Source organism: Pseudomonas sp. GV105 (assembly GCF_003058185.1).
Lineage (GTDB): Bacteria > Pseudomonadota > Gammaproteobacteria > Pseudomonadales > Pseudomonadaceae > Aquipseudomonas > Aquipseudomonas veronii.
Window position 1 is genome coordinate 16,526 of the sequence record NZ_QBUF01000003.1, and the last position, 20,117, is coordinate 36,642.

Consider the following 20,117-nt stretch of genomic DNA (forward strand, 5'->3'; position numbering starts at 1 on the left):
TTTATGGGCGCTTGATCAAGCGCTCAGTCGCGCCGTCACCTCGTTCAATTCGCCGGACAAACCACGCAGATTCTGGCTCGCCGCTTCGGTGCGCTTCACGTTGTCGAGGTTGGCGGTGGCCACGGTGGTGATCTGGGTGATATTGCGCGAAATATCCTCGGCCACCGACGTCTGCTCCTCGGCCGCCGTGGCGATCTGGCGGTTCATGTCGCGAATCGCTTCGACGGCCTGGGTGATGTGAGCCAGCATCGCGCCGGCCTGAGTGACTTTTTCCACGCTGTCATCGCTGCACGACTGGCCAGTGACAATCGCCTCGGCCGCGTCGACCGCGCCGGTTTGCACCGCCTGGATAATCTGATTGATCTCGATGATCGACGCCGCCGTGCGTTGCGCCAGGCTGCGCACTTCATCGGCCACCACCGCAAACCCGCGCCCCGCCTCGCCCGCCCGTGCCGCCTCGATCGCGGCGTTGAGCGCCAGCAGGTTGGTCTGCTCGGCGATCCCGCGAATCACTTCGAGCACCTTGCCGATCCGCACGCTGTCGGTTTCCAGGCGGCGGATGATGGTGCCGGTGTTGAGGATTTCAGTACGCATCTGGCCGATGGTGGCAATGGTGACTTTCATCACTTCGCCGCCCTCGCGGGCCGATTGGTCTGCGTCATCGGCCGCGCGGGACGCACTGGCGGCGTGGTGCGCCACTTCCTGGGCGGTGGCCGACATTTCGGTCATGGCCGTGGCCACCTGGTCGGTACGGTTGAATTGTTCGTGGGTGCCAGTCGCCATTTGCCCGGCGATCGAATTCAACTCACCGCTGGCGTGGACCAGATCGGTGGCACTGCGCTGCAGGCGGCTGAAGGTTTCGGCCAAGAAGTCGCGCAAGGTGTTCGCGGCCTCCGCCAGATGCCCCAGTTCGTCCTGGCGACGACTGGCGACACGCTCGGCAAAACGGCCGTGACTCAGCTGGCTCACATAGTCGATCAAGCCACGGATCGGCAGGATCAGGTTGCGGTTGATCAACCACAGGCTGAACAGGCCGATCAATACGCCGGACAGCAACATGATCGCCAGCCCCACCATCACCGTGCGCTCGGCATGGGCGCTGATGACCTGGGATTGCTGGGTGCTTTGGGCACGCAGGTCGCTGACCAGCGCGCTCATCTGTTCACTGGCGGCGCGGTCCACGCCCTTGACCGCGGTGTCTCCGGCGCTCGGGTCGGCGCCGGCGGCCAAGTAGGCATCGCGGCCCTTCTGGTAGGCAACGCCGAGCTGCTGGTGTTCCTGACGCAGGTTCTGGATACGCTGGCTCAGCGCCGGGTCACTGGCGGTCTGGGTGACCAGCCGCGAGAGAATGCCTTGTACATCGCGCTGCCGATCCTGGAACTGGCCCCAATATTTCTCCAGGTCCTGCGGCTGCTTGCCGCGCAACAACACGTTTTTCCATTCTTGCACCTGCACCTTGAATTGCAGGTTGGCCTCATCGATCAACTGTGAAGTGAGCAACGGCCCGTCGAGCAAACTGCGGTAACTCTGCACCCCGTTGGAAAGGAAGTTGAAACAGGCCAGGGCTATCAACAGCATCGCCAGCAGGCTGCCGCCGAGCAGCGACAAAATCTGTGCCCGCAGGGATGTTCGCAAAAAAGTCATCGGGAAAAGCCTCGAAACAAGGAAAAGGTGCAAATACGTCATGACATCCCTGTCGTCGAAGGCGCCGTCATCCGCAGCGGTTCTTGCGCCCTGAATCGGCCGATCTAGACACTTCTTGAGCTCATTTCGATAGCCGGTCAATAAAATGTCATCAAGGCGAAATAAGTCGAAAACTGTCACAAAACTGTCAAGCATCCTTGCAATGATTCGCTCACGCGAACCTGTGAAACGTCCTACAGGTCCTTTCTCTGCGAGACTCCATGAACCACAGCATCGACCACAGCCACCAGGACTCCGATCTGTTTGGCTTGCTTTACGGTTTCCGTTTCCGCCCAGGCGAAAAGGGTGAGCAGATTGATTCAGCCACCGCTCTCCAGGCCTTGCAGCAACCGCAAGACCCGCAGGAGTTTCTATGGCTGCACCTGAACCTGGCGCATGCCGGATGCGAGCGCTGGATGCTGGCGCACCTGCAATTGCCGGAAGAATTCTTCGAAGCCTTGCACGAAGGCTCGCGCTCCACCCGTATCGAACACGTCGACTCAGCCTTGCTCGCGGTGGTCAACGACGTGGTGTTCAACTTCAGCAGCATGGTCTCGTCGGATATTTCCACATTGTGGGTCTGCGCCCGCAGTCACTTGCTGATCAGCGCGCGCCTGCAACCGCTGCACTCGGTGGACAAGTTGCGTTCGTCGGTCAAGGCCGGTGAGCACTTCCGCTCGCCGCTGGAGTTGCTGGTCCACCTGCTGCGCGACCAGGGCGAGGTGCTGACGCAGATCGTGCGCAAGACCAGCATCAGCGTCGACCACATCGAAGACCAATTGCTCTCCTCGCACCTGTCCACCAACCGCGCCGAGCTGGGCGCCATGCGCCGGGTGCTGGTGCGCCTGCAACGCCTGCTGGCGCTGGAGCCCGGCTCGTTGCTGCGGCTGCTCAACCGCCCGCCGCAGTGGCTGCAAAAGGAAGACGTCAAGGAGCTGCGCAAATCCACCGAGGAGTTTGCGCTGATCATCAACGACCTGACGGCCCTGGGCGAACGCATCAAATTGTTGCAGGAAGAAATCGCCGCCAACCTCAACGAACAAAGCAACCGCACGCTGTTTACGCTGACGGTGGTCACGGTGCTGGCGTTGCCGATCAATATCATTGCCGGCTTTTTCGGCATGAACGTAGGCGGCGTGCCGCTTTCCCAAGACCCGGAAGGCTTCTGGATTCTGGTGGCGTTGGTCGCGACCTTTACCTTGATTGCCGGGCGCTGGGCCTTCAGGAAACGCAACGACTACTGACCCTCACATGCGCTCAAAAAATCTGTGCGTTTGTAGACCAACGGCCGATCCAATCCGCTAAACACTGATCTATCGCAGCATCTCTGTAATATTCTGCAATGATCATGGGCGACATCCTTTCCAACACTGGATGTTACTGCATGGCCACCCCTTCCCTGACAGCTTCAACGCATACGTCATCCGTTGATACCCGACCCAGGCTGGACAAAAAACCCGGCCTGCTGACGGTGATCATGTTCTTTGCCGTGCTCGCGATGGGCCTGTTGTTCACCGCCTACAGCCTGATGCGCGACATGCACGAACTGGGCACGCTGGTCACCACCTGGACGCCGTTCCTGCTGCTGGGCGTGGCGCTGCTGATCGCCCTGGGTTTCGAATTCGTCAACGGTTTCCACGACACCGCCAACGCCGTGGCGACGGTGATCTACACCAACTCGCTGCCGCCGCAGTTCGCGGTGGTGTGGTCGGGTTTTTTCAACTTCCTCGGGGTGCTGCTCTCCAGCGGCGCAGTGGCGTTCGGCATCATTGCCCTGCTGCCGGTCGAGCTGATTTTGCAGGTGGGTTCCTCGGCCGGTTTCGCGATGATCTTCGCCCTGCTGATCGCGGCGATCCTGTGGAACCTCGGCACCTGGTGGTTGGGCCTGCCGGCCTCGTCCTCCCATACTCTGATCGGTTCGATCATCGGCGTCGGCGTGGCCAATGCCCTGATGCACGGACGTGATGGCACCAGCGGCGTGGACTGGAGCCAGGCGATCAAGATCGGTTACGCCCTGCTGCTCTCGCCGCTGATCGGTTTCGCTTTCGCCGCCCTGCTGTTGCTGGCCCTGCGCGCCTTCGTGAAAAACCGCGCGCTGTACAAGGCGCCCAAAGGCGACACCCCGCCGCCATGGTGGATTCGCGGCATGCTAATCCTCACCTGCACCGGTGTATCGTTCGCCCACGGCTCCAACGACGGGCAAAAAGGCATGGGCCTGATCATGCTGATCCTGGTCGGCACCCTGCCGATGGCGTATGCGCTGAACCGCGCCATGCCCGCCGAACAATCGCTGCAGTTTGCCGCGGTGGCCGAAGTGACCCAGGTCGCGCTGATGAAAAGCGCGCCGCAAGCGCTGCCGGGCGACCCGCGCCCCATCCTCTCGACCTACGTGCGGACCAAGGACGCCACACCCGAACTGATCCCGGCCCTCGCCGCCCTCGCCGGCCAGATCGGCGATGAAGTCAAAGGCTACGGCTCTTTGGCTAAAGTCCCCGCCGAAGCCGTAGGCAACGTGCGTAACGACATGTACCTGACCAGCGAAACCATTCGGTTGATGGACAAGGCCAAGATCGGCAACTTCGACGCCGACACCCAAGGCAAGCTGCAACTGTTCAAGCAACAGATCGACAACTCCACGCGCTTCATTCCGCTGTGGGTGAAGATCGCCGTGGCCATCGCCCTGGGGCTCGGGACCATGGTCGGCTGGAAGCGCATCGTGGTGACCGTGGGCGAGAAAATCGGCAAGACGCACATGACTTACGCCCAAGGCGCCTCGGCCGAGACCGTGGCGATGCTGACCATCGGCGCAGCGGATATGTTCGGCTTGCCGGTGTCGACCACCCATGTGTTGTCGTCCGGCGTGGCGGGGACCATGGTGGCGAACGGCGGCGGCTTGCAGATGAAGACCATCCGCAATTTGCTGATGGCCTGGGTGCTGACCTTGCCGGCAGCGATTCTACTGTCGGGTAGCCTGTACTGGTTATTCACCAAACTCTTCTGACCCAGCGCCGGATCAAAGGTGGGAGGGGCTTGCTCCCTCCCACATTGTTGGCCGGCGTGGCAGTGACCAGGGTGGCGATGCTGCTCTACTGGCTGTTCACCAAACGCTGCTGACCCACTACATTTTGCTGGGTGGTGTTTCAGGTATTGAAGAGCCCGGTCATTGCCTTCAGACGCTTCTTGTACACCCGCCGCGCCTCCAACGCCTGCTCCAGGCTGACCGCCACAAACCCCGCCCGCTGGTTCGGCTGCATCTGCCCGATCAAGTCCAGGTCGGCACTGATCACCGTGCCGATCATCGCGTAGCCGCCGCCCGACACCGCGTCCCGATGCAGCACGATCGGCTCCAGCCCGGCCGGCACCTGGATCGAGCCGATCGGGTAGCAACTGTCGACGATGTTCGACGGATCGGACCCCGCGCCAAACGGCTGCTCCCGTGGCTGAAAGCTCAACGCACTGCCGCCCTTGAAGCGATAGCCGATACGATCCGCCTCGGACCCCACCGTCCACGGCTCGGCAAAAAAGCTGCTTTTCGCCGCCGCCGTCAGGCGTTCGTAATACAGGCCGGGCACCACGCGCAAGGTCACATCGCCACCGACTGCCCGGCGCAAGGCCATCGGCAAGCTGTTGCCCGCCCGCCCCTGCCCACTGGGCTCGCCGATGGGCAGCTCATCCCCCGCCTGCAATCGCCGCCCGTGAAAGCCACCGAGTGCGCCGAGGGTGTAGGTCGAGCGACTGCCGAGCACCAACGGCACGTCGATGCCGCCGGCGACCGCCAGATAGGTACGCGCACCGGCCAGGGGAAATTCGAAGCGCAACACCTGCCCGGCGCGGACCTGGAACGCGGTGTCCTGGTGGACCACTTCACCGTCCAGGCGCGGCGCCATCAAGGCGCCGCTCAGGGCGACCAAGGCGTCCCGGCGAAACTCCAGCTCGGGACCGATCAGCGTGCATTCCAGGCCGGCCGCGCCCGGCGGGTTGCCCACCAAATGGTTGGCCGCGCTCAGCGCATACTGGTCCAGCGCGCCCGACGGCGGAATACCCAGGTGGTAATAACCTTCGCGGCCCAGGTCCTGTACCGAGGTCGCCAGGCCGGGTTTGAGCACCTTGATCATGCCAGCGCCTCCTGCAGGGTTTTCGGATAACCGATGGGGTCGGCGAGAAACGCATCCAAGGAAAATTCCAGGGGGCGGATGCGCAGGTCGAAACGTCCTGCGTCCACCTCGGCGACGGCCAGGTCGTAGGCCTCACGGTCGATCGGTTTGAACTGCACGATGTCGCCCGGCCGGAAGAACACCATATGGTCCTTGAGGTAGGCCAGCTGCTGCGCCGGGTCGTAGATCGGTGCCGGGGTGACGCCGAACATCTGGTAGCCGCCAGCGCCGCGCACCGAGTAGATGCAGCCAAAGCAGCCGCCATGGCCGAGGGTCAGTTTCGGCGTGTCGGTGCGCGGGCGCAGATACTTGGGCACCTGCAACTGCCGCTCGCGCTCGACCATCTGGAACATGAACGGCAAGCCCGCGACAAAGCCGACCATCGACACAAACCACGGCGCGCCACTGTGGGCCGCGATGAAAGCGTCGACATCGGCCAGGCCGTTGATCCGCGCCGCATATTCCAGGTCGGTGCCGCTGGGGTCTTGATGGCGATCGCGAAAGCGCATCAGGGTTTCGTGGGTCCAGGGGTCGTTGTAGAGCACCGGGATTTCGATGATGCGCGTGTGCAAGGTGCGTTCGGCCACGGCCTGGGCTTCGGCGCTTTGCACCGCGTCGAGCAGCACATGGGGCGCAATGCGGTCCGGGTCGAAGCGGATCTGGAAGGAGGCGTTGGCCAGGCACACATCCAGCACACCGTCCAACGCCAGGCGTTCCACGGCGCGGGTCACGGCCATGCCTTTGAAGAAAGCCTCCAGGGACATGCTGTCGCTGACCTCGGCGAACAGGTGTTCGTCGGCGCCGAAGCTGTAGCGGATGGGGGACGTTTCAGCCATGTCTGTTCCTCTTGGAATCGTTATAGAAAGGCAGGCAAAAAAGTATGGGGTCGATCTTATTCGGGTGTTCTGACCGCAATGCCTGCTTGGTCCAGGGCTTCACGGGTGGCTTCGACCAATTCCAGGGCGCCGGGGGTGTCGCTGTGCAGGCAGATGGAATCGAATTCGATAAACAGGTCTTCGCCTTCTACGGTGCGTACAAGACCCGTCTGACAAGCCCGTAGGACCCGCGCCGCGACGGTGGCAGGGTCGAGGGCGCGCACCGTGCGGGTGAACACGATGGAGCCGCTCAGGTCGTACTCGCGGTCGGCGTAGAACTCACGCACCACCGGCTGCCCCAGTTCCTTGGCAATGCGCCAGATCACTGAATTCGGCATGCAGTACAGCAACAGTGTCGGCTCAATCAGTTGCAGGTTTTGCACCAACAACCGCGCGGCGTCTTCATCGCGGGCCAGGTGCATGTAGAGCGCGCCGTGGGGCTTGATGTGTTGCACGGGCACACCCTGGGCGCGGGCGATTTCACGCAGGGCGCCGAGCTGGTAGAGCATGTCGTCCACCAGCTCCTGGGCCGGCGCGTGGATATGGCGGCGACCGAAGCCCACCAGGTCGCGAAAGCCCGGATGGGCACCGATGGCGACCCCCAGTTGCTTGGCGCGTGCGACGGTGCGGCGCATGGTGCCGGGGTCGCCGGCGTGGAAGCCGGTGGCGATATTGGCCGAGCTGATGTAGGCCATCAGCTCGGCATCGACGCCATCGCCGATCGTCCAGGGGCCGAAGCCTTCGCCCATGTCTGAATTGAAATCCACTGCCTGCATGAAAAGTCGCTCCGCCAAAGGTGATGCTGAAAAGTAGGCTGCGGCTTGACCCCTTGGGAAGATCTATTATCAGATGGCCTATCTTCTGAAAAACAGATATCGCCATGTCGCTGACCTTGCGCCAAATCCGCTACTTCGTCGCCACCGCCGAGATCGGCCAGATTTCCCAGGCGGCGATTCACCTGAACATCTCCCAATCGGCCGTGACCACGGCGATCAAGGAACTGGAGGCGATGCTCGGCGTGCAATTGTTTGTGCGTTCGGCCCAGGGCATGAACCTGACCGACGCCGGGCGGCACTTTCTCAACCGTGCCTATGTGATCGTGCGCAGTGTCGACGACGCGTTGAACAGCCCATTGCCCGACTACCGCGCCAGCGGCGTGCTAAGGGTCGCCGCCAGTTACACGGTGCTCGGTTACTTCCTGCCGCACCATCTGCAGCGCATGGAACACTGGCACCCGGACGTGACCATCGAGGTGTTCGAGCAGGAGCGCCAGGCCATCGAACACGGCCTGCTCGACGGCCAGTTCGACATGGCCGTGGTGCTCACCGCCAACCTCACCCACGCGGATATCGTGTCGGAAATCCTCTTCAACTCCGAACGCCGCCTGTGGCTGCCCAGCCATCACCCGTTGTGCGAACGCGGCGCCGTCAGCTTGGCGGACGTGGCCCGCGAGCCCTACATCCTGCTGACCGTCGACGAAGCCGAACACAGCGCCATGCGCTACTGGGAACAGGCCGGGCAAACGCCCAAGGTGCGGCTGCGCACCAGTTCGGTGGAAGCAGTGCGCAGCATGGTCGCCAATGGCAGCGGCGTGGCGATCCTGTCGGACCTGGTGCATCGGCCCTGGTCCCTGGAAGGCAAGCGCATCGAAACCCTGACCGTGACCGACCCGGTGACGCCCATGAGCGTCGGCCTGGCCTGGCACCGCGAGCGCGCATTTACCCCGGCGATGCAGGCGTTCCGGGACTACTTCCACGACGCCTTCCTGGCCCCGCAGCAGTTGTCGGCGCGGCGTTAGAGTTGGGCTTGCAGCGTCGCCGCCAACCAGTCCATGAACACCCGCACCCGCAGCGGTAAATGCCGCTGCCCGGCATAGAGCAGGGACACGTCCAACGGCGGCGCCGGGTATTCCGGCAAAACCGCCACCAGTTCGCCACTGGCCAACTGATCGCCAATGCCCAGGGCCGGCACTTGGATAATCCCGAAACCGCCCAGGCAGGCGGATTTGTAGGCATCGGTGCTGTTGACCGTGACCCGCCCGGCCATGGGCAAGCGCTGTACCTTGTTGCCCTGCAGGTATTCGAACCCCGCCGAGCGCGAACCCAGCGGGCGCACGTAATGCACCAAGTGGTGGTCGGCCAGGTCGGCCAGCGTCCGCGGCACGCCATAGCGTTGCAGGTAGCCTGCGCTCACGCAGTTGATCATCGGCATGCTGCACAACAACCGGGCGACCACCGACTGGTCCGGCTGCGCACCGACGCGCAGCACGCAATCGAACCCCTCGGCCAGCAGGTCGACCTGACGGTCGGTGGCGCTGATTTCCAGCTCGATCAACGGGTGCGCGTCCATGAAATGCGGCAGGCGCGGCAGGATCAAATCCCGCGCCATCATGGTCGGCAGGTCCACCCGAATGCGTCCGGTCAGTTGTGTTTCGTCCTGGCGAAACAAGCCCTCCAGTTCCTCCATGTGCGCAAGCAAGTCCTTGCTGCGTTCATACAGCACGCGGCCGTCCTGGGTCGCCTGCACCTTGCGCGTGGTGCGCTGCAGCAGGCGCGCGCCGAGCAGTTCTTCCAGTGCCTGCACATGCTCGGACACCGTGGAACGCGGCAGGCCCAGGCTCTCGCCGGCGCCGGTGAAACTCGACAGTTCGGTGACGCGCACGAAGGTGCGCAGCAACTCCAGTTTGTTCATGGGATTGTTCGCTTTTTCCGGCCAGTGATTTCGCTTTACCGCTGTTTATCACGTTACAGGCGGACAAATACACTCATTCCCACGATCACCTCAGAGGACTGCACCATGACCCGCAAAATCGCACTGATCACCGGCGCCAGCCGCGGCCTGGGTAGAAGCGCCGCGTTGCGCCTGGCCGCACAAGGCGTGGATATCATCGGCACTTACCACAGCCAGGCGGATGAAGCCCAGGCAGTGGTCGAGCAGATCGAACAATGGGGTGGCCGCGCCGCCATGCTGAAACTGGATGTGAGCCAGAGCGCCACCTTCGACGCGTTCGTCGAAGCCGTCGGCGGCGTGCTCAAGCGTGTTTTCGCACGGGATGATTTCGACTTTCTGATCAACAACGCCGGTATCGGCATCCACGCCAGCTTTGCCGAGACCAGCGAAGCGCAGTTCGACCAACTGGTCGCGATTCAATTCAAAGGCCCGTTTTTTCTGACCCAGAAACTGCTGCCGCTGATCCGTGACGGTGGCCGCATCCTCAATATCTCCAGCGGCCTCGCCCGTTTCAGCCTGCCCGGCTATGCCGCGTATGCGGCGATGAAAGGCGCCATGGAAGTGCTGACCCGCTACCAGGCCAAAGAGCTCGGCGCGCGCGGTATCAGCGTCAATATCCTCGCGCCGGGCGCCATCGAAACCGACTTCGGCGGCGGCGCCGTGCGCGACAACGCCAACCTCAACGCGATGGTCGCCAATAACACCGCCCTGGGCCGCGCCGGGTTACCGGATGATATCGGCGGGGCCATTGCCAGCCTGCTGGCGGACGGTAGCCACTGGATCACCGGCCAGCGGATCGAGGCTTCGGGCGGCATGTTTCTGTAAGAGCTTTTCGCGCATCACGTCGTAGCCCCAGTGGTACACGTAGGTGTACGGCAGAAAAAACAGCAACACGCCGATATCGAGGATAAACGCCTGCAGCAGGCTGATGTTCAGCCACGCGGCAATCAACGGCACGCACATCAGGACCAGCCCGCCTTCAAACAGCAAGGCGTGCAGCACCCGGGTCCAGCCGTTGTTGGCCAGTTGCAGGCGTGCCTTGAGGCGGTCGAACAGGCCGTTGAAAATCACGTTCCAGGTCAGCGCCATCAGGCTGATTGCCAGGGTGACCATGCCCATTTCCACGGCGGGCTTGTCCATGATCCACGCCAGCAACGGCGTGCAGATCAACAACGCCAGGGCCTCGAAACCGATGGCCTGGCACACACGTTCAGTAATCGACTTGGTAGGGTTCATGCCCCGGCTCCGTGAGTGACTGTGTTGCCATCATTGCGCTTTGTATCGATACTTCATAACCAATAACCATCGATAAAGGCGATAGTCATGGCCTCCCATGAAGTGCTCCAGGCCTTTGTTCAGGCCGCGACCCAAGGCTCGTTTTCTGCGGCGGCACGCAAGCTGGGCAAGAGCCAGTCCACCGTCAGCGCGGCGGTGGCGAGCCTGGAGATTGACCTCGATGTGCTGCTGTTCGACCGCAGCAGCCGCAAGCCGACGCTGACCGCCGCTGGCCACGTGCTGCTGCAACGCGCCGAGCAGGTGCTGGAGGCGAGCAGTCGGCTGGCGTTGGCGGCAAGTCAGCTATCCCAGGGGTTGGAGGCGAAAGTGACGATTGCGATGTCCGACACCTACCAGTCGGAGCGCTTCGAGCTTGCGCTCAAGGCCTTTGAGCAACGCTACCCCGACCTGGAACTGGAATGGCTGATCGCCGAGTGCGAAGACCTGATAGCCCTGGTGCAAAGTGGCCGGGCCCAGATTGCCCTGGTGGAGGCCCAGGAGGTTTACCCACCCGACCTGAGCCGTTCGCCGGTGGAAGAGCGCACCGAAATTGCCCTGTTCGTCGCGCCCACGCACCCCTTGGCCAGCCTGGAAAGCGTCAACCAACAGGTGTTGCAGCAACACCGTGAGCTGCGCCTGGCGAGCATCATCAACCCGAATGAAACCCGCCCCATGGGCCGCGTCTGGTCGGCGCCGAGTTTTCTGATGCTGATGGAAATGGCCCAGCTCGGTTTTGGCTGGGCCGCACTGCCGCGCTGGTTGGTGGAACGCTTTGGCAATGCCGGGCTGATTGAACTGAGCGTGCGCAGTTGGCCGCGCTCGGTGGCGGTGGATGCGCTGTGGTCGCGGCAATATCCGCCGGGGCCTGCGGGGAGTTGGTTGTTGGGGCAGATGCTCGATTGAGTTCGTCCAGAGCAGGCAGCGCTTGGTGGTCCCACAGTGGAAATGCGTTGGACGCTAGATCGGGGTCAGGCTGGCCAGGCGGCGTGCGAGGAAGTGCTTTTCCGGGGTTTGCCGGGTCAGAGACAGGGCTTTTTCATACGCCAGCCGCGCCTCGTCCAGCCGCCCCAATTGTCGGCAGAATTCGCCACGCGCCGAATGCGCCAGGTGATAGTCCAGCAATTCGCCCCGCGCCAGAATCGCCTCCACCTGTTGCAACCCGGCCAACGGCCCATCGCGCATGGCCAGCGCCACTGCGCGGTTCAGTTCGATCACGGGCGACGGCACGGTGCGGAGCAACACATCGTATAGCCCGACAATCTGCGGCCAGTCGGTGTGCTCGGCACTCGGCGCTTCGGCATGTACCGCCGCAATCGCCGCCTGTAAGCCATAGGGCCCAAAGCGCCGGGTCGTCAGCGCTTGCTCCACCAGCGCACAGCCTTCGGCAATCAGGGACGCATCCCACAATGCTCGGTCCTGTTCGTCCAAGAGCACCAATTCGCCGCCGGCCGAGGTCCGCGCCGGGCGGCGCGACTCGTGCAGCAGCATCAATGCCAGCAAGCCCATGACTTCCGGCTCCGGCAGCAACTCCAGCAACAAACGGCCGAGGCGGATGGCTTCACGGGTCAGGTCGTCGCGCGTGAGATCCGCGCCCATCGACGCCGAGTAGCCTTCGTTGAACACCAGGTAAATCACACGCAGCACGCTGTCGAGGCGCTCGGGCAATTCGGCCAGCGACGGCACCTGATAGGGAATCTTCGCCTCGCGGATCTTGCCCTTGGCCCGCACGATCCGCTGGGCGATGGTGGCCGGCGGGACCAGAAAGGCGCGGGCGATTTCTTCGGTGGTCAGGTCGCAGATTTCACGCAAGGTCAACGGCACTTGGGCGTCAGCCGCCAGCGCCGGGTGGCAGCATGTGAAGATCAGGCGCAGGCGGTCGTCTTCCACGTCTTCGTCGTCCCAATCGGCCGCTGCCAGCGCATCGGCCTGCGCCTGCAATAACGGGGTGAAACGGGCCTGGCGGCGCAGGCGATCGATGGCCTTGAAGCGCCCGGTCGAGACCAGCCACGCCCGTGGATTGCTCGGCACGCCGTCGTGCTCCCAGCGCTGCATGGCGACCAGGAACGCCTCGTGCAGCGCTTCCTCGGCCAGGTCGAAATCGCCGAGCAAGCGAATCAGCGTCGCCAGCACGCGCCGTGATTCGCGGCGGTAAATCGTCTCGATCGGAGGGGTCAATCGGGCAGATCCTGGGTCACCGGGCGATTGGGCGCGTCGCCCCCAGGTTTGATGGACCTTTCACATTCGGCAGGTTGAGTGTTCATGGGTAAACCTCCTGTTTATGAGTGTTTTGTGTTCAGAGATTCAATTGGCGCACGGGGCGTACTTCCACACTGCCGACCCGGGCCGCCGGAATGCCGCCGGCGACCTGGAGCGCTTCGTTCAAGTCCCGGGCTTCGATCAGGTAAAACCCCGCGAGCTGCTCCTTGGTTTCGGCAAACGGCCCGTCGGTGATCGACAGCTTGCCATTGCGCATACGCACAGTGGTGGCGGTGCTCACCGACTCCAGCGGCTCGGCGGCGAGCATGCGCCCGCTCTTTTGGACGGACTGCGCGTAGGCGAAGCACTCCGGGTCGGCCGGGCTGTCCGGCGCGGTGTGCAGCACCTGTTCGTTGCTGTAGATCAGGCACAGGTATTTCATGGCGTTCTCCGTTTTCGGACTACTGACTATAGTTCGCGGGGCTCAAGGTTTCAGGTCGAACAGCGCGACGCCGGTGGCCATGTCGAAGGGGGCCGACCAATGCTCATGCACCACCTTCCATTGGCCGTCGACACGCTGGTAACCGACGGTGACGCGCATCCAGCAGGTCTTGAGCACGCCGTCCGGGCCGGTGCCACCGCAGTGAGCCAGCCAATGGGCAAAGGCGCTGTTGTCGGCGGCGACGATATGCAACTCATGGAAGTCGAACACACCGGGGCCGGGGCAGACTTCCATGCACGCCTGCCAGTGCGCGCGGTAGGCCGCCTTGCCCTTGAACTGCAGGGCGCTAACCGCGTCGAACGCGATGATATCGTCGGCGTAAAAGCTGACAATCTTATCGATGTCCTTGGCGACGACGGCTTGTTTCCATTGTTTGATCAGGGTGTGGATTGCAGTGTTCATGGCGATACTCCTGGGGGGTGAAAATCTTCAGAGACACCCTTAGTCGAATGGCCCGCCGCCCGATCGACAGCGCGCTGAAAAAAAATCTCGCAGCGTGCAAACCCGATAGACTGCGCCCTTCTTTGCAGCCGTTCGGACGCCCCGATGCAAACCCGCCTTGTCGCCTACGAGGCGCTGAACGCTGTGCAAACACAGCAAGTCGGCGCGATCGAAGTTCACCCTGAGCAGTTGCCGTTTTGCGGCGACATGTATTGCGCACTCAACACCCTGCTGGTCAACCCCAGCCCCGGCATCAAAGGCTTTGCGCTGCTGGCCGACGATGTGCCCGTGGCCTTCCTCCTGCTCAAATGCCCGCCATGCCTGCCCCATTGGGCCGATGCCCACAGCGCCACGCTGCACGCGTTACAGGTGGATCGCAGCCAACAGGGCCGGGGATTTGGCAAAGCCTGCCTGCAGGCGCTACCCGCGGCGGCGCTTCAGGCGTGGCCGCAGATCAAGGCGCTGGAGTTGTCGGTGGACACGCACAATGTCGCGGCGATGGGCTTGTACCTGGGGCTGGGCTGGGTGGATCGCGGGGAGGCGTACAAAGGGCGGGTCGGGTATGAGCGCCGTTTGAGTCGGGGCTTGGAGCCGCAGTAGATGTCACGTTGAGATGACAGCGACCAACGCTTGAGGGGACGCTGGATCATGAGCATTCCCGCGCAGGAAAAACGGCCGAAGAGTCGCCATCATCTTCGGCCGGCGCTTCAGGCCTTTGCTTCCACAGGCAGCCAGACCTCCACGGTGCCGAGGCCCTTTCTCACATCAAAATCCGCGCTGTACCGCTCGAAATCCACGCCGGCAACCTTGTACCCGGAATGCGGCAACCATTCGAACATGATCCGCTCGTAGGTCTGCGGCAACGCGTGCACCTCGCCGTAGTGCGCGAACACGGCATAGTGATGCGGCGGGATTTCGATGAACTCGAAATTGCTCGGCACATCGCCCTTGGCGGGGACTTCAACCCCTGCGATGTAGTCGAACTCATCGTGTCTGGGGTTATGACAAACCCCGTAGGTAAAGCCGCCCAAACGCTTTTTGATGTACTTGACGCTCTCGTCAAACACGCCCCACAACTTGGGAATATCCCCGATGGTGGCCTTCGAATAATGCCCTTGCACCCCGGCGATCACCAGGGCCTTGCCCTCTTCCATGCGCGGCTCTAACGGTTGTTGCGTCTGCTGATCCATCTGAACAGTCTCCTTCTTATGAGAGAACAAACCCGTATTGAGTATAGGGGTATATCCGGATTGCACTGCATGTAGAAATTTTTCCTACGCATCTGGACAACTGGCCATCATCAACCGTATTGTCTGCCCCGCAGGCCACCGCAGTGGCCGACGTCGCTCGGACGGTTCCGGGCGCTTACGTACTCTCGAGGCAACAATGGCCGACCAAGGTTTGCCGCGCCGCTTTGCGCGCATAGATCGACTCCCCCCCTATGTTTTCAATATCACTGCCGAGCTGAAGATGGCTGCGCGTCGGCGCGGCGAAGACATCATCGACTTGAGCATGGGCAACCCTGACGGCCCGACCCCACCACATATCGTGGAAAAAATGGTCACCGTCGCCCAGCGTGAAGACACCCACGGTTACTCCACCTCCAAAGGCATTCCGCGCCTGCGCCGGGCGATTTCGCGCTGGTACAAGGACCGTTATGAAGTGGATATCGACCCCGAGTCGGAAGCCATCGTCACCATCGGTTCCAAGGAAGGCCTGGCGCACTTGATGCTGGCCACCCTGGACCAGGGCGACACCGTACTGGTGCCCAACCCGAGCTACCCGATTCATATCTACGGTGCCGTGATTGCCGGCGCCCAGGTGCGTTCGGTGCCGTTGATTCCGGGCGTGGACTTTTTCGCCGAGCTGGAACGGGCGATTCGCGGTTCGATTCCCAAGCCGAAGATGATGATCCTGGGGTTCCCGTCCAACCCGACCGCGCAGTGCGTGGAGCTGGATTTCTTCGAGCGGGTGATCGCCCTGGCCAAGCAGTACGACGTGCTGGTGGTGCATGACCTGGCCTACGCCGACATCGTCTACGACGGCTGGAAAGCCCCGTCGATCATGCAGGTGCCGGGCGCCAAGGACATTGCGGTGGAGTTTTTCACCCTGTCCAAGAGCTACAACATGGCCGGCTGGCGCATTGGTTTCATGGTGGGCAACGCAGAACTGGTCAACGCCCTGGCGCGGATCAAGAGCTACCACGACTACGGCACCTTCACCCCGCTGCAAGTGGCGGCGATTGCCGCGCTGGAAGGCGACCAACAGTGCGTGAAAGACATCGCCGAGCAGTACCGCCAGCGCCGCAATGTACTGGTCAAAGGCCTGCATGAGTTGGGCTGGATGGTGGAGAATCCCAAGGCGTCGATGTACGTCTGGGCCAAGATCCCCGAAGCGTATGCCGCCATGGGCTCGCTGGAATTTGCCAAGAAGCTGCTGCTGGAAGCCAAGGTGTGCGTGTCGCCGGGGATTGGCTTTGGTGAATATGGCGACGACCATGTGCGCTTTGCGCTGATCGAGAACCAGGACCGGATTCGCCAGGCGGTACGCGGGATTCGCGGGATGTTCAGGGCGGATGGCTTGGTGCCCAGGACTGGAGTCTGACTGCGAACTGTAATGGGGCATTCATGCCCCATTATCTTGAAAGACTACTTCACGACAAATTTTCGCTCGGTACTACCTGAAACCACCGGAAAAGAAACATAAGCCGAGATGTGGTGGGCGCCCGGAGTCATAACGACGGTGAGCGACCAATTATGTCCGATAGCAACGGCAACTCCCAACTTACCAGTCGAGTCCTCCACTGTTACCGTGGCACCTTCCAGGGGTACTAACCCGGAGATGGTGACAGGGCTAGGGACAGTCGTATTGGCTGCCGGCGCCTGGATTTGAGGCGGCAGTGCCTGCGTGGGTTCATTTTCCTTGGTCATGGCCATTTCCTTTTCTGAATTACATTTGGGGTTTCATTCCCTCATATTCAGAAAAAACCCGGACCTGTGAAAAGTACCAGTTACGACAAGCGGTATTCGCGGTCGCTGTCACACCACCAACGACAGCAACATGATGAAAATCAGTGCCACCACCGACAAGATGGTCTCCATCGCCGTCCAGGTCTTGAACGTCTCGGCCACGGTCATGTTGAAGTACTGCTTCACCAGCCAGAACCCCGCATCGTTGACGTGAGACAGGATCAACGAACCCGCCCCCGTCGCCAACACCAGTAGCTCGCGGTTAACCCCCGGAATCATGCCGACCACCGGCACCACGATGCCTGCGCCAGTGATGGTCGCGACTGTCGCCGAACCGGTCGCCACCCGAATCACCGCCGCCACCAGCCACGCCAGCAGGATCGGGTTGATCTGCGCGTTCACCGCCATATGGCCGATCACGTCGCCCACGCCGCTGGTCACCAGCATCTGTTTGAAACCACCACCGGCACCGATGATCAGGATGATCGCGGCGGTCGGCGCCAGGCTGGCGTCGAGCAGCTTGAGGATCTGCTTGGAGTGGATGCCCTGGCGATGACCGAAGGTGTACAGCGACAGCAGCAACGCCAGCAGCAAGGCACTGATCGGGTGACCGATCATGTCCATCCAGTTGCGCACCACATGACCGTCGACCAAGGCGATGTCGGCGAAGGTTTTCAGCAGCATCAGGAACACCGGCAGCAGCACGGTGATCAGGGTGATGCTGAAGCTCGGCAGCGTCTTGTGCTCCGACTCGCGGGCCAGTTGGTCGATCAGTTCCTGGGACGGGTTGCCCGGGATGTACTTGGCGATAAACGTACCGAAGATCGGGCCGGCGATGATGGCAGTCGGCAGCGCGACGATCAGGCCGTACAGAATGGTCTTGCCGATGTCCGCGCCAAACACGCCGATGGCCAGCAGCGGGCCCGGGTGCGGTGGCACCAGGCCATGGACCGCCGACAGGCCGGCGAGCAGCGGGATGCCGATCTTGATCAGCGACACGCCAGTACGGCGCGCGACGATAAACACCAGCGGGATCAGCAACACAAAACCGATCTCGAAGAACAGCGGGATACCCACCAGGAACGCGGCGAACATCATCGCCCACTGGACCTTTTCCTTGCCGAAGGCGCGGATCAGGGTCTGGGCGATCTGATCGGCACCGCCAGATTCGGCCATCATCTTGCCGAGCATCGTACCCAGCGCGAGGATAATGCCGACAAAGCCGAGCACCCCGCCGAAGCCGTCCTGGAAGGCCTTGATGATCTTGTCCACGGGCATGCCCGAGGTCAGGCCAAGGAAGCCGGCGGCGATGATCAACGCGATAAACGGGTGAACCTTGAACTTGGTGATCAAGAAGATCAGACCAATGATAGTGACCACTGCATCAAGCAGCAGGTAGGACTCGTGGGACATGCCAAACATGGGGGTCTCTCCTGTTTGTTGTTGTTATTAAAGCGGGTGTTGAATTTGTTGTCGGAGATAGCGCTATCTTTTCCGACACAAAAATTAATGAGCGGGTTCAAAACCGTGTTTGCACCACCACGCATGGGTTTGCTCGGCCAACGCCTCGACGCTGTCTTCGCTGGCGTTGAGGGCCAGGGTCAGCGGCTCGCCGATGGGCGACTCAAGGGTGGCGAACTGGCTGTCGATCAGGCTTGCCGGCATGAAATGCCCGGGCCGATGGGACACGCGGTCGGCGGCGACTTCGCGGTTCAGTTCCAGAAACACAAAGCCCAGGCCCGGCGCGGCTTCGCGCAGGTGGTCGCGGTATTTCTTTTTCAATGCGGAACAGGTGAGGACCGGGTGTTCGCCGGCCTTGAGCGAACGGCGTAACTCATCGCACAGGATGTCGAGCCAGCCGGCGCGGTCGTTGTCGTCGAGGGGGTGGCCGGCGCTCATTTTTTCGATGTTCGCGGCGGGGTGAAAGCTGTCGCCTTCAATGGCGGTGGCACCGTTCAGGCGGCACACGGCCTCGCTGACGCTGGTCTTGCCGCAGCCGGCGACACCCATGATGACCAGGGCGGTAACAGGTTGACTCATGAAACACCTCAGGACGCAGATAGCGCTACCTTTGCACGCTGTAAGGCTAGTGCAAAAACAGGCTTTTCCCGCGCCGTCTTGTCTTTTTTTATGGAGTGACGCGTGCATCCGCTCCAAGCATTTGAACTGGATCAGGCAACCCAGCATTCAAGCATTTGCAGCCGTTTGGAGACAGCGCTACCTTAGTGCCTCGATTTTTGTTTGGCAAGCCGCCTGATGACCTCCAAGAACGATAAAAATACGCGCACCACGGGTCGCCCGACCCTCAATGAAGTCGCCCGCCTGGCCGGCGTCAGCCCGATTACCGCTTCCCGCGCCTTGCGTGGCATCAGCACCGTGGCCACCGAACTGGTGGAAAAAGTGCAACGGGCCGCCGCCGAGTTGAACTACGTGGTCAACCCCGCCGCCCGCGCCCTGGCCTCGGCCCAGAGCCATTCGGTGGTGGTGCTGGTGCCCTCGCTGTCCAACCTGCTGTTTATCGAAACCCTCGAAGCGATCCACCAGGTGCTGCGGCCCAAGGGCTTTGAAGTGCTGATCGGCAACTCCCACTATTCCCGCGACGAAGAAGAGACTTTGCTGCGCAACTACATGGCCTACCAGCCGCGGGGTTTGCTGCTGACCGGGTTCGATCGGACCGAAAGCGCGCGACGGATGGTCGAGGCCAGCAATGTGCCGTGCGTGTACATGATGGATCTGGACCCCAACGCTGGCGTGAACTGCGTGGGCTTTTCGCAGTTGGCGGCGGGTGAGACGGCGGCGGCGCATTTGCTGTCCCGTGGGCGCAAGCGCCTGGCGTATATCGGCGCGCAACTGGACCAACGCACCTTGCTGCGCGGCGAAGGCTTCCGCCGTGCGCTGCAACAGGCCGGGCTGTACGACCCGGCGCTGGAACTGTTGACGCCACGCCCCTCCTCCGTGGGCCTGGGCGGCGAGTTGTTCTTGCAGTTGCTGGCGGCCCATCCGGATGTGGATGCGATCTTCTTCGGCAACGACGACCTGGCCCAGGGTGCGCTGCTCGAAGCCCTGCGTCACGGCATCAACGTCCCGGGGCGCGTGGCCGTGCTGGGTTTCAACGACCTGCCCGCCTCCTCCTTCATGGTGCCGCGCCTGAGCAGCATCAGCACGCCGCGCGAGGCCATCGGTCGGCGCGCGGCGGAGCATCTGCTGACGGTCATGGCGGGGAACAAGATCGCCAAGCCGGTGGTGGACATGGGGTTTGAGTTGCAGGTGCGGGAGAGCACGTAGGACGCGG

The 20,117-nt window shown here is 62.2% G+C and carries 21 protein-coding genes and 1 pseudogene; 8 read left to right on the plus strand and 14 right to left on the minus strand.

Translation table 11 applies throughout. The annotated features are described in order from the left end of the window. Positions 1-15 precede the first annotated feature (15 nt). Both C8K66_RS31550 and C8K66_RS31555 read right to left on the minus strand, forming a co-directional pair. Entirely contained in the window at positions 16-783 is a 768-nt protein-coding gene (locus tag C8K66_RS31550; RefSeq protein ID WP_370737557.1) for a methyl-accepting chemotaxis protein, read from the minus strand. Between the two features lie 165 nt (positions 784-948). Then, a pseudogene (locus tag C8K66_RS31555) lies at positions 949-1,839 on the minus strand (hypothetical protein); the annotation flags it as partial. A 65-nt stretch (positions 1,840-1,904) separates the two neighbouring features. Between C8K66_RS31555 and C8K66_RS06265 the strand changes: the two are divergent. Continuing rightward, positions 1,905-2,927 (plus strand): transporter, encoded by a 1,023-nt coding sequence (locus C8K66_RS06265; RefSeq protein WP_017847224.1) that lies wholly within the window; start codon positions 1,905-1,907, stop codon positions 2,925-2,927. 140 nt (positions 2,928-3,067) lie between these two features. Then, the gene (locus C8K66_RS06270; RefSeq protein WP_046382307.1) at positions 3,068-4,684 is read left to right on the plus strand and encodes an inorganic phosphate transporter; all 1,617 of its coding nucleotides are present in this window, start codon (positions 3,068-3,070) and stop codon (positions 4,682-4,684) included. 139 nt (positions 4,685-4,823) lie between these two features. Here C8K66_RS06270 and C8K66_RS06275 read toward each other — a convergent pair whose 3' ends face one another. From C8K66_RS06275 to C8K66_RS06285, 3 genes are read right to left on the minus strand one after another with little or no spacing between them, the layout of a single operon-like run. Next, complete coding sequence (locus C8K66_RS06275; RefSeq protein WP_057004499.1) at positions 4,824-5,798, minus strand: biotin-dependent carboxyltransferase family protein; 975 nt, start codon at positions 5,796-5,798, stop codon at positions 4,824-4,826. Then, on the minus strand, positions 5,795-6,673 hold the full coding sequence (locus tag C8K66_RS06280; RefSeq protein ID WP_017847221.1) for an allophanate hydrolase subunit 1: 879 nt from the start codon (positions 6,671-6,673) through the stop codon (positions 5,795-5,797). The genes C8K66_RS06275 and C8K66_RS06280 overlap by 4 nt, the downstream gene beginning before the upstream one ends. Positions 6,674-6,729: 56 nt before the next feature. After that, positions 6,730-7,488: a 5-oxoprolinase subunit PxpA gene (locus C8K66_RS06285; protein WP_108524465.1), complete on the minus strand. Its 759-nt coding sequence runs from the start codon at positions 7,486-7,488 to the stop codon at positions 6,730-6,732. 104 nt (positions 7,489-7,592) lie between these two features. On the opposite strand from C8K66_RS06285, the gene C8K66_RS06290 reads away from it, so the two are divergent. After that, on the plus strand, positions 7,593-8,510 hold the full coding sequence (locus C8K66_RS06290) for a LysR family transcriptional regulator (protein WP_017847219.1): 918 nt from the start codon (positions 7,593-7,595) through the stop codon (positions 8,508-8,510). Here the strand turns inward: C8K66_RS06290 and C8K66_RS06295 are convergent. Then, the gene (locus C8K66_RS06295) at positions 8,507-9,403 is read right to left on the minus strand and encodes a LysR family transcriptional regulator (protein WP_017847218.1); all 897 of its coding nucleotides are present in this window, start codon (positions 9,401-9,403) and stop codon (positions 8,507-8,509) included. The two genes, C8K66_RS06290 and C8K66_RS06295, sit on opposite strands and share 4 nt — an antisense overlap. A 105-nt stretch (positions 9,404-9,508) precedes the next feature. Here C8K66_RS06295 and C8K66_RS06300 point away from each other — a divergent pair, with 105 nt between their 5' ends. Then, positions 9,509-10,267, plus strand: a complete 759-nt coding sequence (locus C8K66_RS06300) for an SDR family NAD(P)-dependent oxidoreductase (protein WP_046382305.1) — start codon at positions 9,509-9,511, stop codon at positions 10,265-10,267. Here the strand turns inward: C8K66_RS06300 and C8K66_RS06305 are convergent. Continuing rightward, entirely contained in the window at positions 10,166-10,678 is a 513-nt protein-coding gene (locus tag C8K66_RS06305) for a multidrug/biocide efflux PACE transporter (RefSeq protein ID WP_046382304.1), read from the minus strand. The genes C8K66_RS06300 and C8K66_RS06305 overlap by 102 nt on opposite strands. A gap of 87 nt (positions 10,679-10,765) precedes the next feature. Between C8K66_RS06305 and C8K66_RS06310 the strand changes: the two genes are divergently transcribed. Further along, positions 10,766-11,620: a LysR family transcriptional regulator gene (locus tag C8K66_RS06310; protein WP_017847215.1), complete on the plus strand. Its 855-nt coding sequence runs from the start codon at positions 10,766-10,768 to the stop codon at positions 11,618-11,620. Between the two features lie 54 nt (positions 11,621-11,674). On the opposite strand, the gene C8K66_RS06315 is transcribed toward C8K66_RS06310, so the two are convergent. From C8K66_RS06315 to C8K66_RS06325, 3 genes are all read right to left on the minus strand, one after another. Continuing rightward, the gene (locus C8K66_RS06315; RefSeq protein ID WP_057004501.1) at positions 11,675-12,892 is read right to left on the minus strand and encodes an RNA polymerase sigma factor; all 1,218 of its coding nucleotides are present in this window, start codon (positions 12,890-12,892) and stop codon (positions 11,675-11,677) included. Positions 12,893-13,010: 118 nt separating this feature from the next. Then, a complete protein-coding gene (locus tag C8K66_RS06320) occupies positions 13,011-13,355 on the minus strand; it encodes a YciI family protein (protein WP_017847213.1) in 345 nt (114 codons plus the stop codon). 42 nt (positions 13,356-13,397) lie between these two features. Then, a complete protein-coding gene (locus tag C8K66_RS06325) occupies positions 13,398-13,817 on the minus strand; it encodes a nuclear transport factor 2 family protein (RefSeq protein WP_046382301.1) in 420 nt (139 codons plus the stop codon). A 144-nt stretch (positions 13,818-13,961) separates the two neighbouring features. Here C8K66_RS06325 and C8K66_RS06330 point away from each other — a divergent pair, with 144 nt between their 5' ends. Further along, on the plus strand, positions 13,962-14,456 hold the full coding sequence (locus tag C8K66_RS06330; RefSeq protein WP_017847211.1) for a GNAT family N-acetyltransferase: 495 nt from the start codon (positions 13,962-13,964) through the stop codon (positions 14,454-14,456). A gap of 107 nt (positions 14,457-14,563) precedes the next feature. On the opposite strand, the gene C8K66_RS06335 is transcribed toward C8K66_RS06330, so the two are convergent. After that, complete coding sequence (locus C8K66_RS06335) at positions 14,564-15,046, minus strand: GyrI-like domain-containing protein (RefSeq protein WP_079444565.1); 483 nt, start codon at positions 15,044-15,046, stop codon at positions 14,564-14,566. A gap of 196 nt (positions 15,047-15,242) precedes the next feature. Here C8K66_RS06335 and alaC point away from each other — a divergent pair, with 196 nt between their 5' ends. Continuing rightward, positions 15,243-16,460: an alanine transaminase gene (gene alaC / locus C8K66_RS06340; RefSeq protein WP_057004502.1), complete on the plus strand. Its 1,218-nt coding sequence runs from the start codon at positions 15,243-15,245 to the stop codon at positions 16,458-16,460. A 44-nt stretch (positions 16,461-16,504) separates the two neighbouring features. On the opposite strand, the gene C8K66_RS06345 is transcribed toward alaC, so the two are convergent. The 3 genes from C8K66_RS06345 to C8K66_RS06355 form a co-directional block, all read right to left on the minus strand. Next, on the minus strand, positions 16,505-16,786 hold the full coding sequence (locus tag C8K66_RS06345; protein ID WP_046382298.1) for a hypothetical protein: 282 nt from the start codon (positions 16,784-16,786) through the stop codon (positions 16,505-16,507). A gap of 108 nt (positions 16,787-16,894) precedes the next feature. Beyond that, on the minus strand, positions 16,895-18,247 hold the full coding sequence (locus tag C8K66_RS06350) for a GntP family permease (protein ID WP_046382297.1): 1,353 nt from the start codon (positions 18,245-18,247) through the stop codon (positions 16,895-16,897). Between the two features lie 84 nt (positions 18,248-18,331). Continuing rightward, positions 18,332-18,865, minus strand: coding sequence for a gluconokinase (locus C8K66_RS06355; protein ID WP_046382296.1), 534 nt, complete (start codon positions 18,863-18,865; stop codon positions 18,332-18,334). 213 nt (positions 18,866-19,078) lie between these two features. On the opposite strand from C8K66_RS06355, the gene C8K66_RS06360 reads away from it, so the two are divergent. Continuing rightward, positions 19,079-20,110, plus strand: a complete 1,032-nt coding sequence (locus C8K66_RS06360; protein ID WP_162231529.1) for a LacI family DNA-binding transcriptional regulator — start codon at positions 19,079-19,081, stop codon at positions 20,108-20,110. Positions 20,111-20,117: the final 7 nt, after the last annotated feature.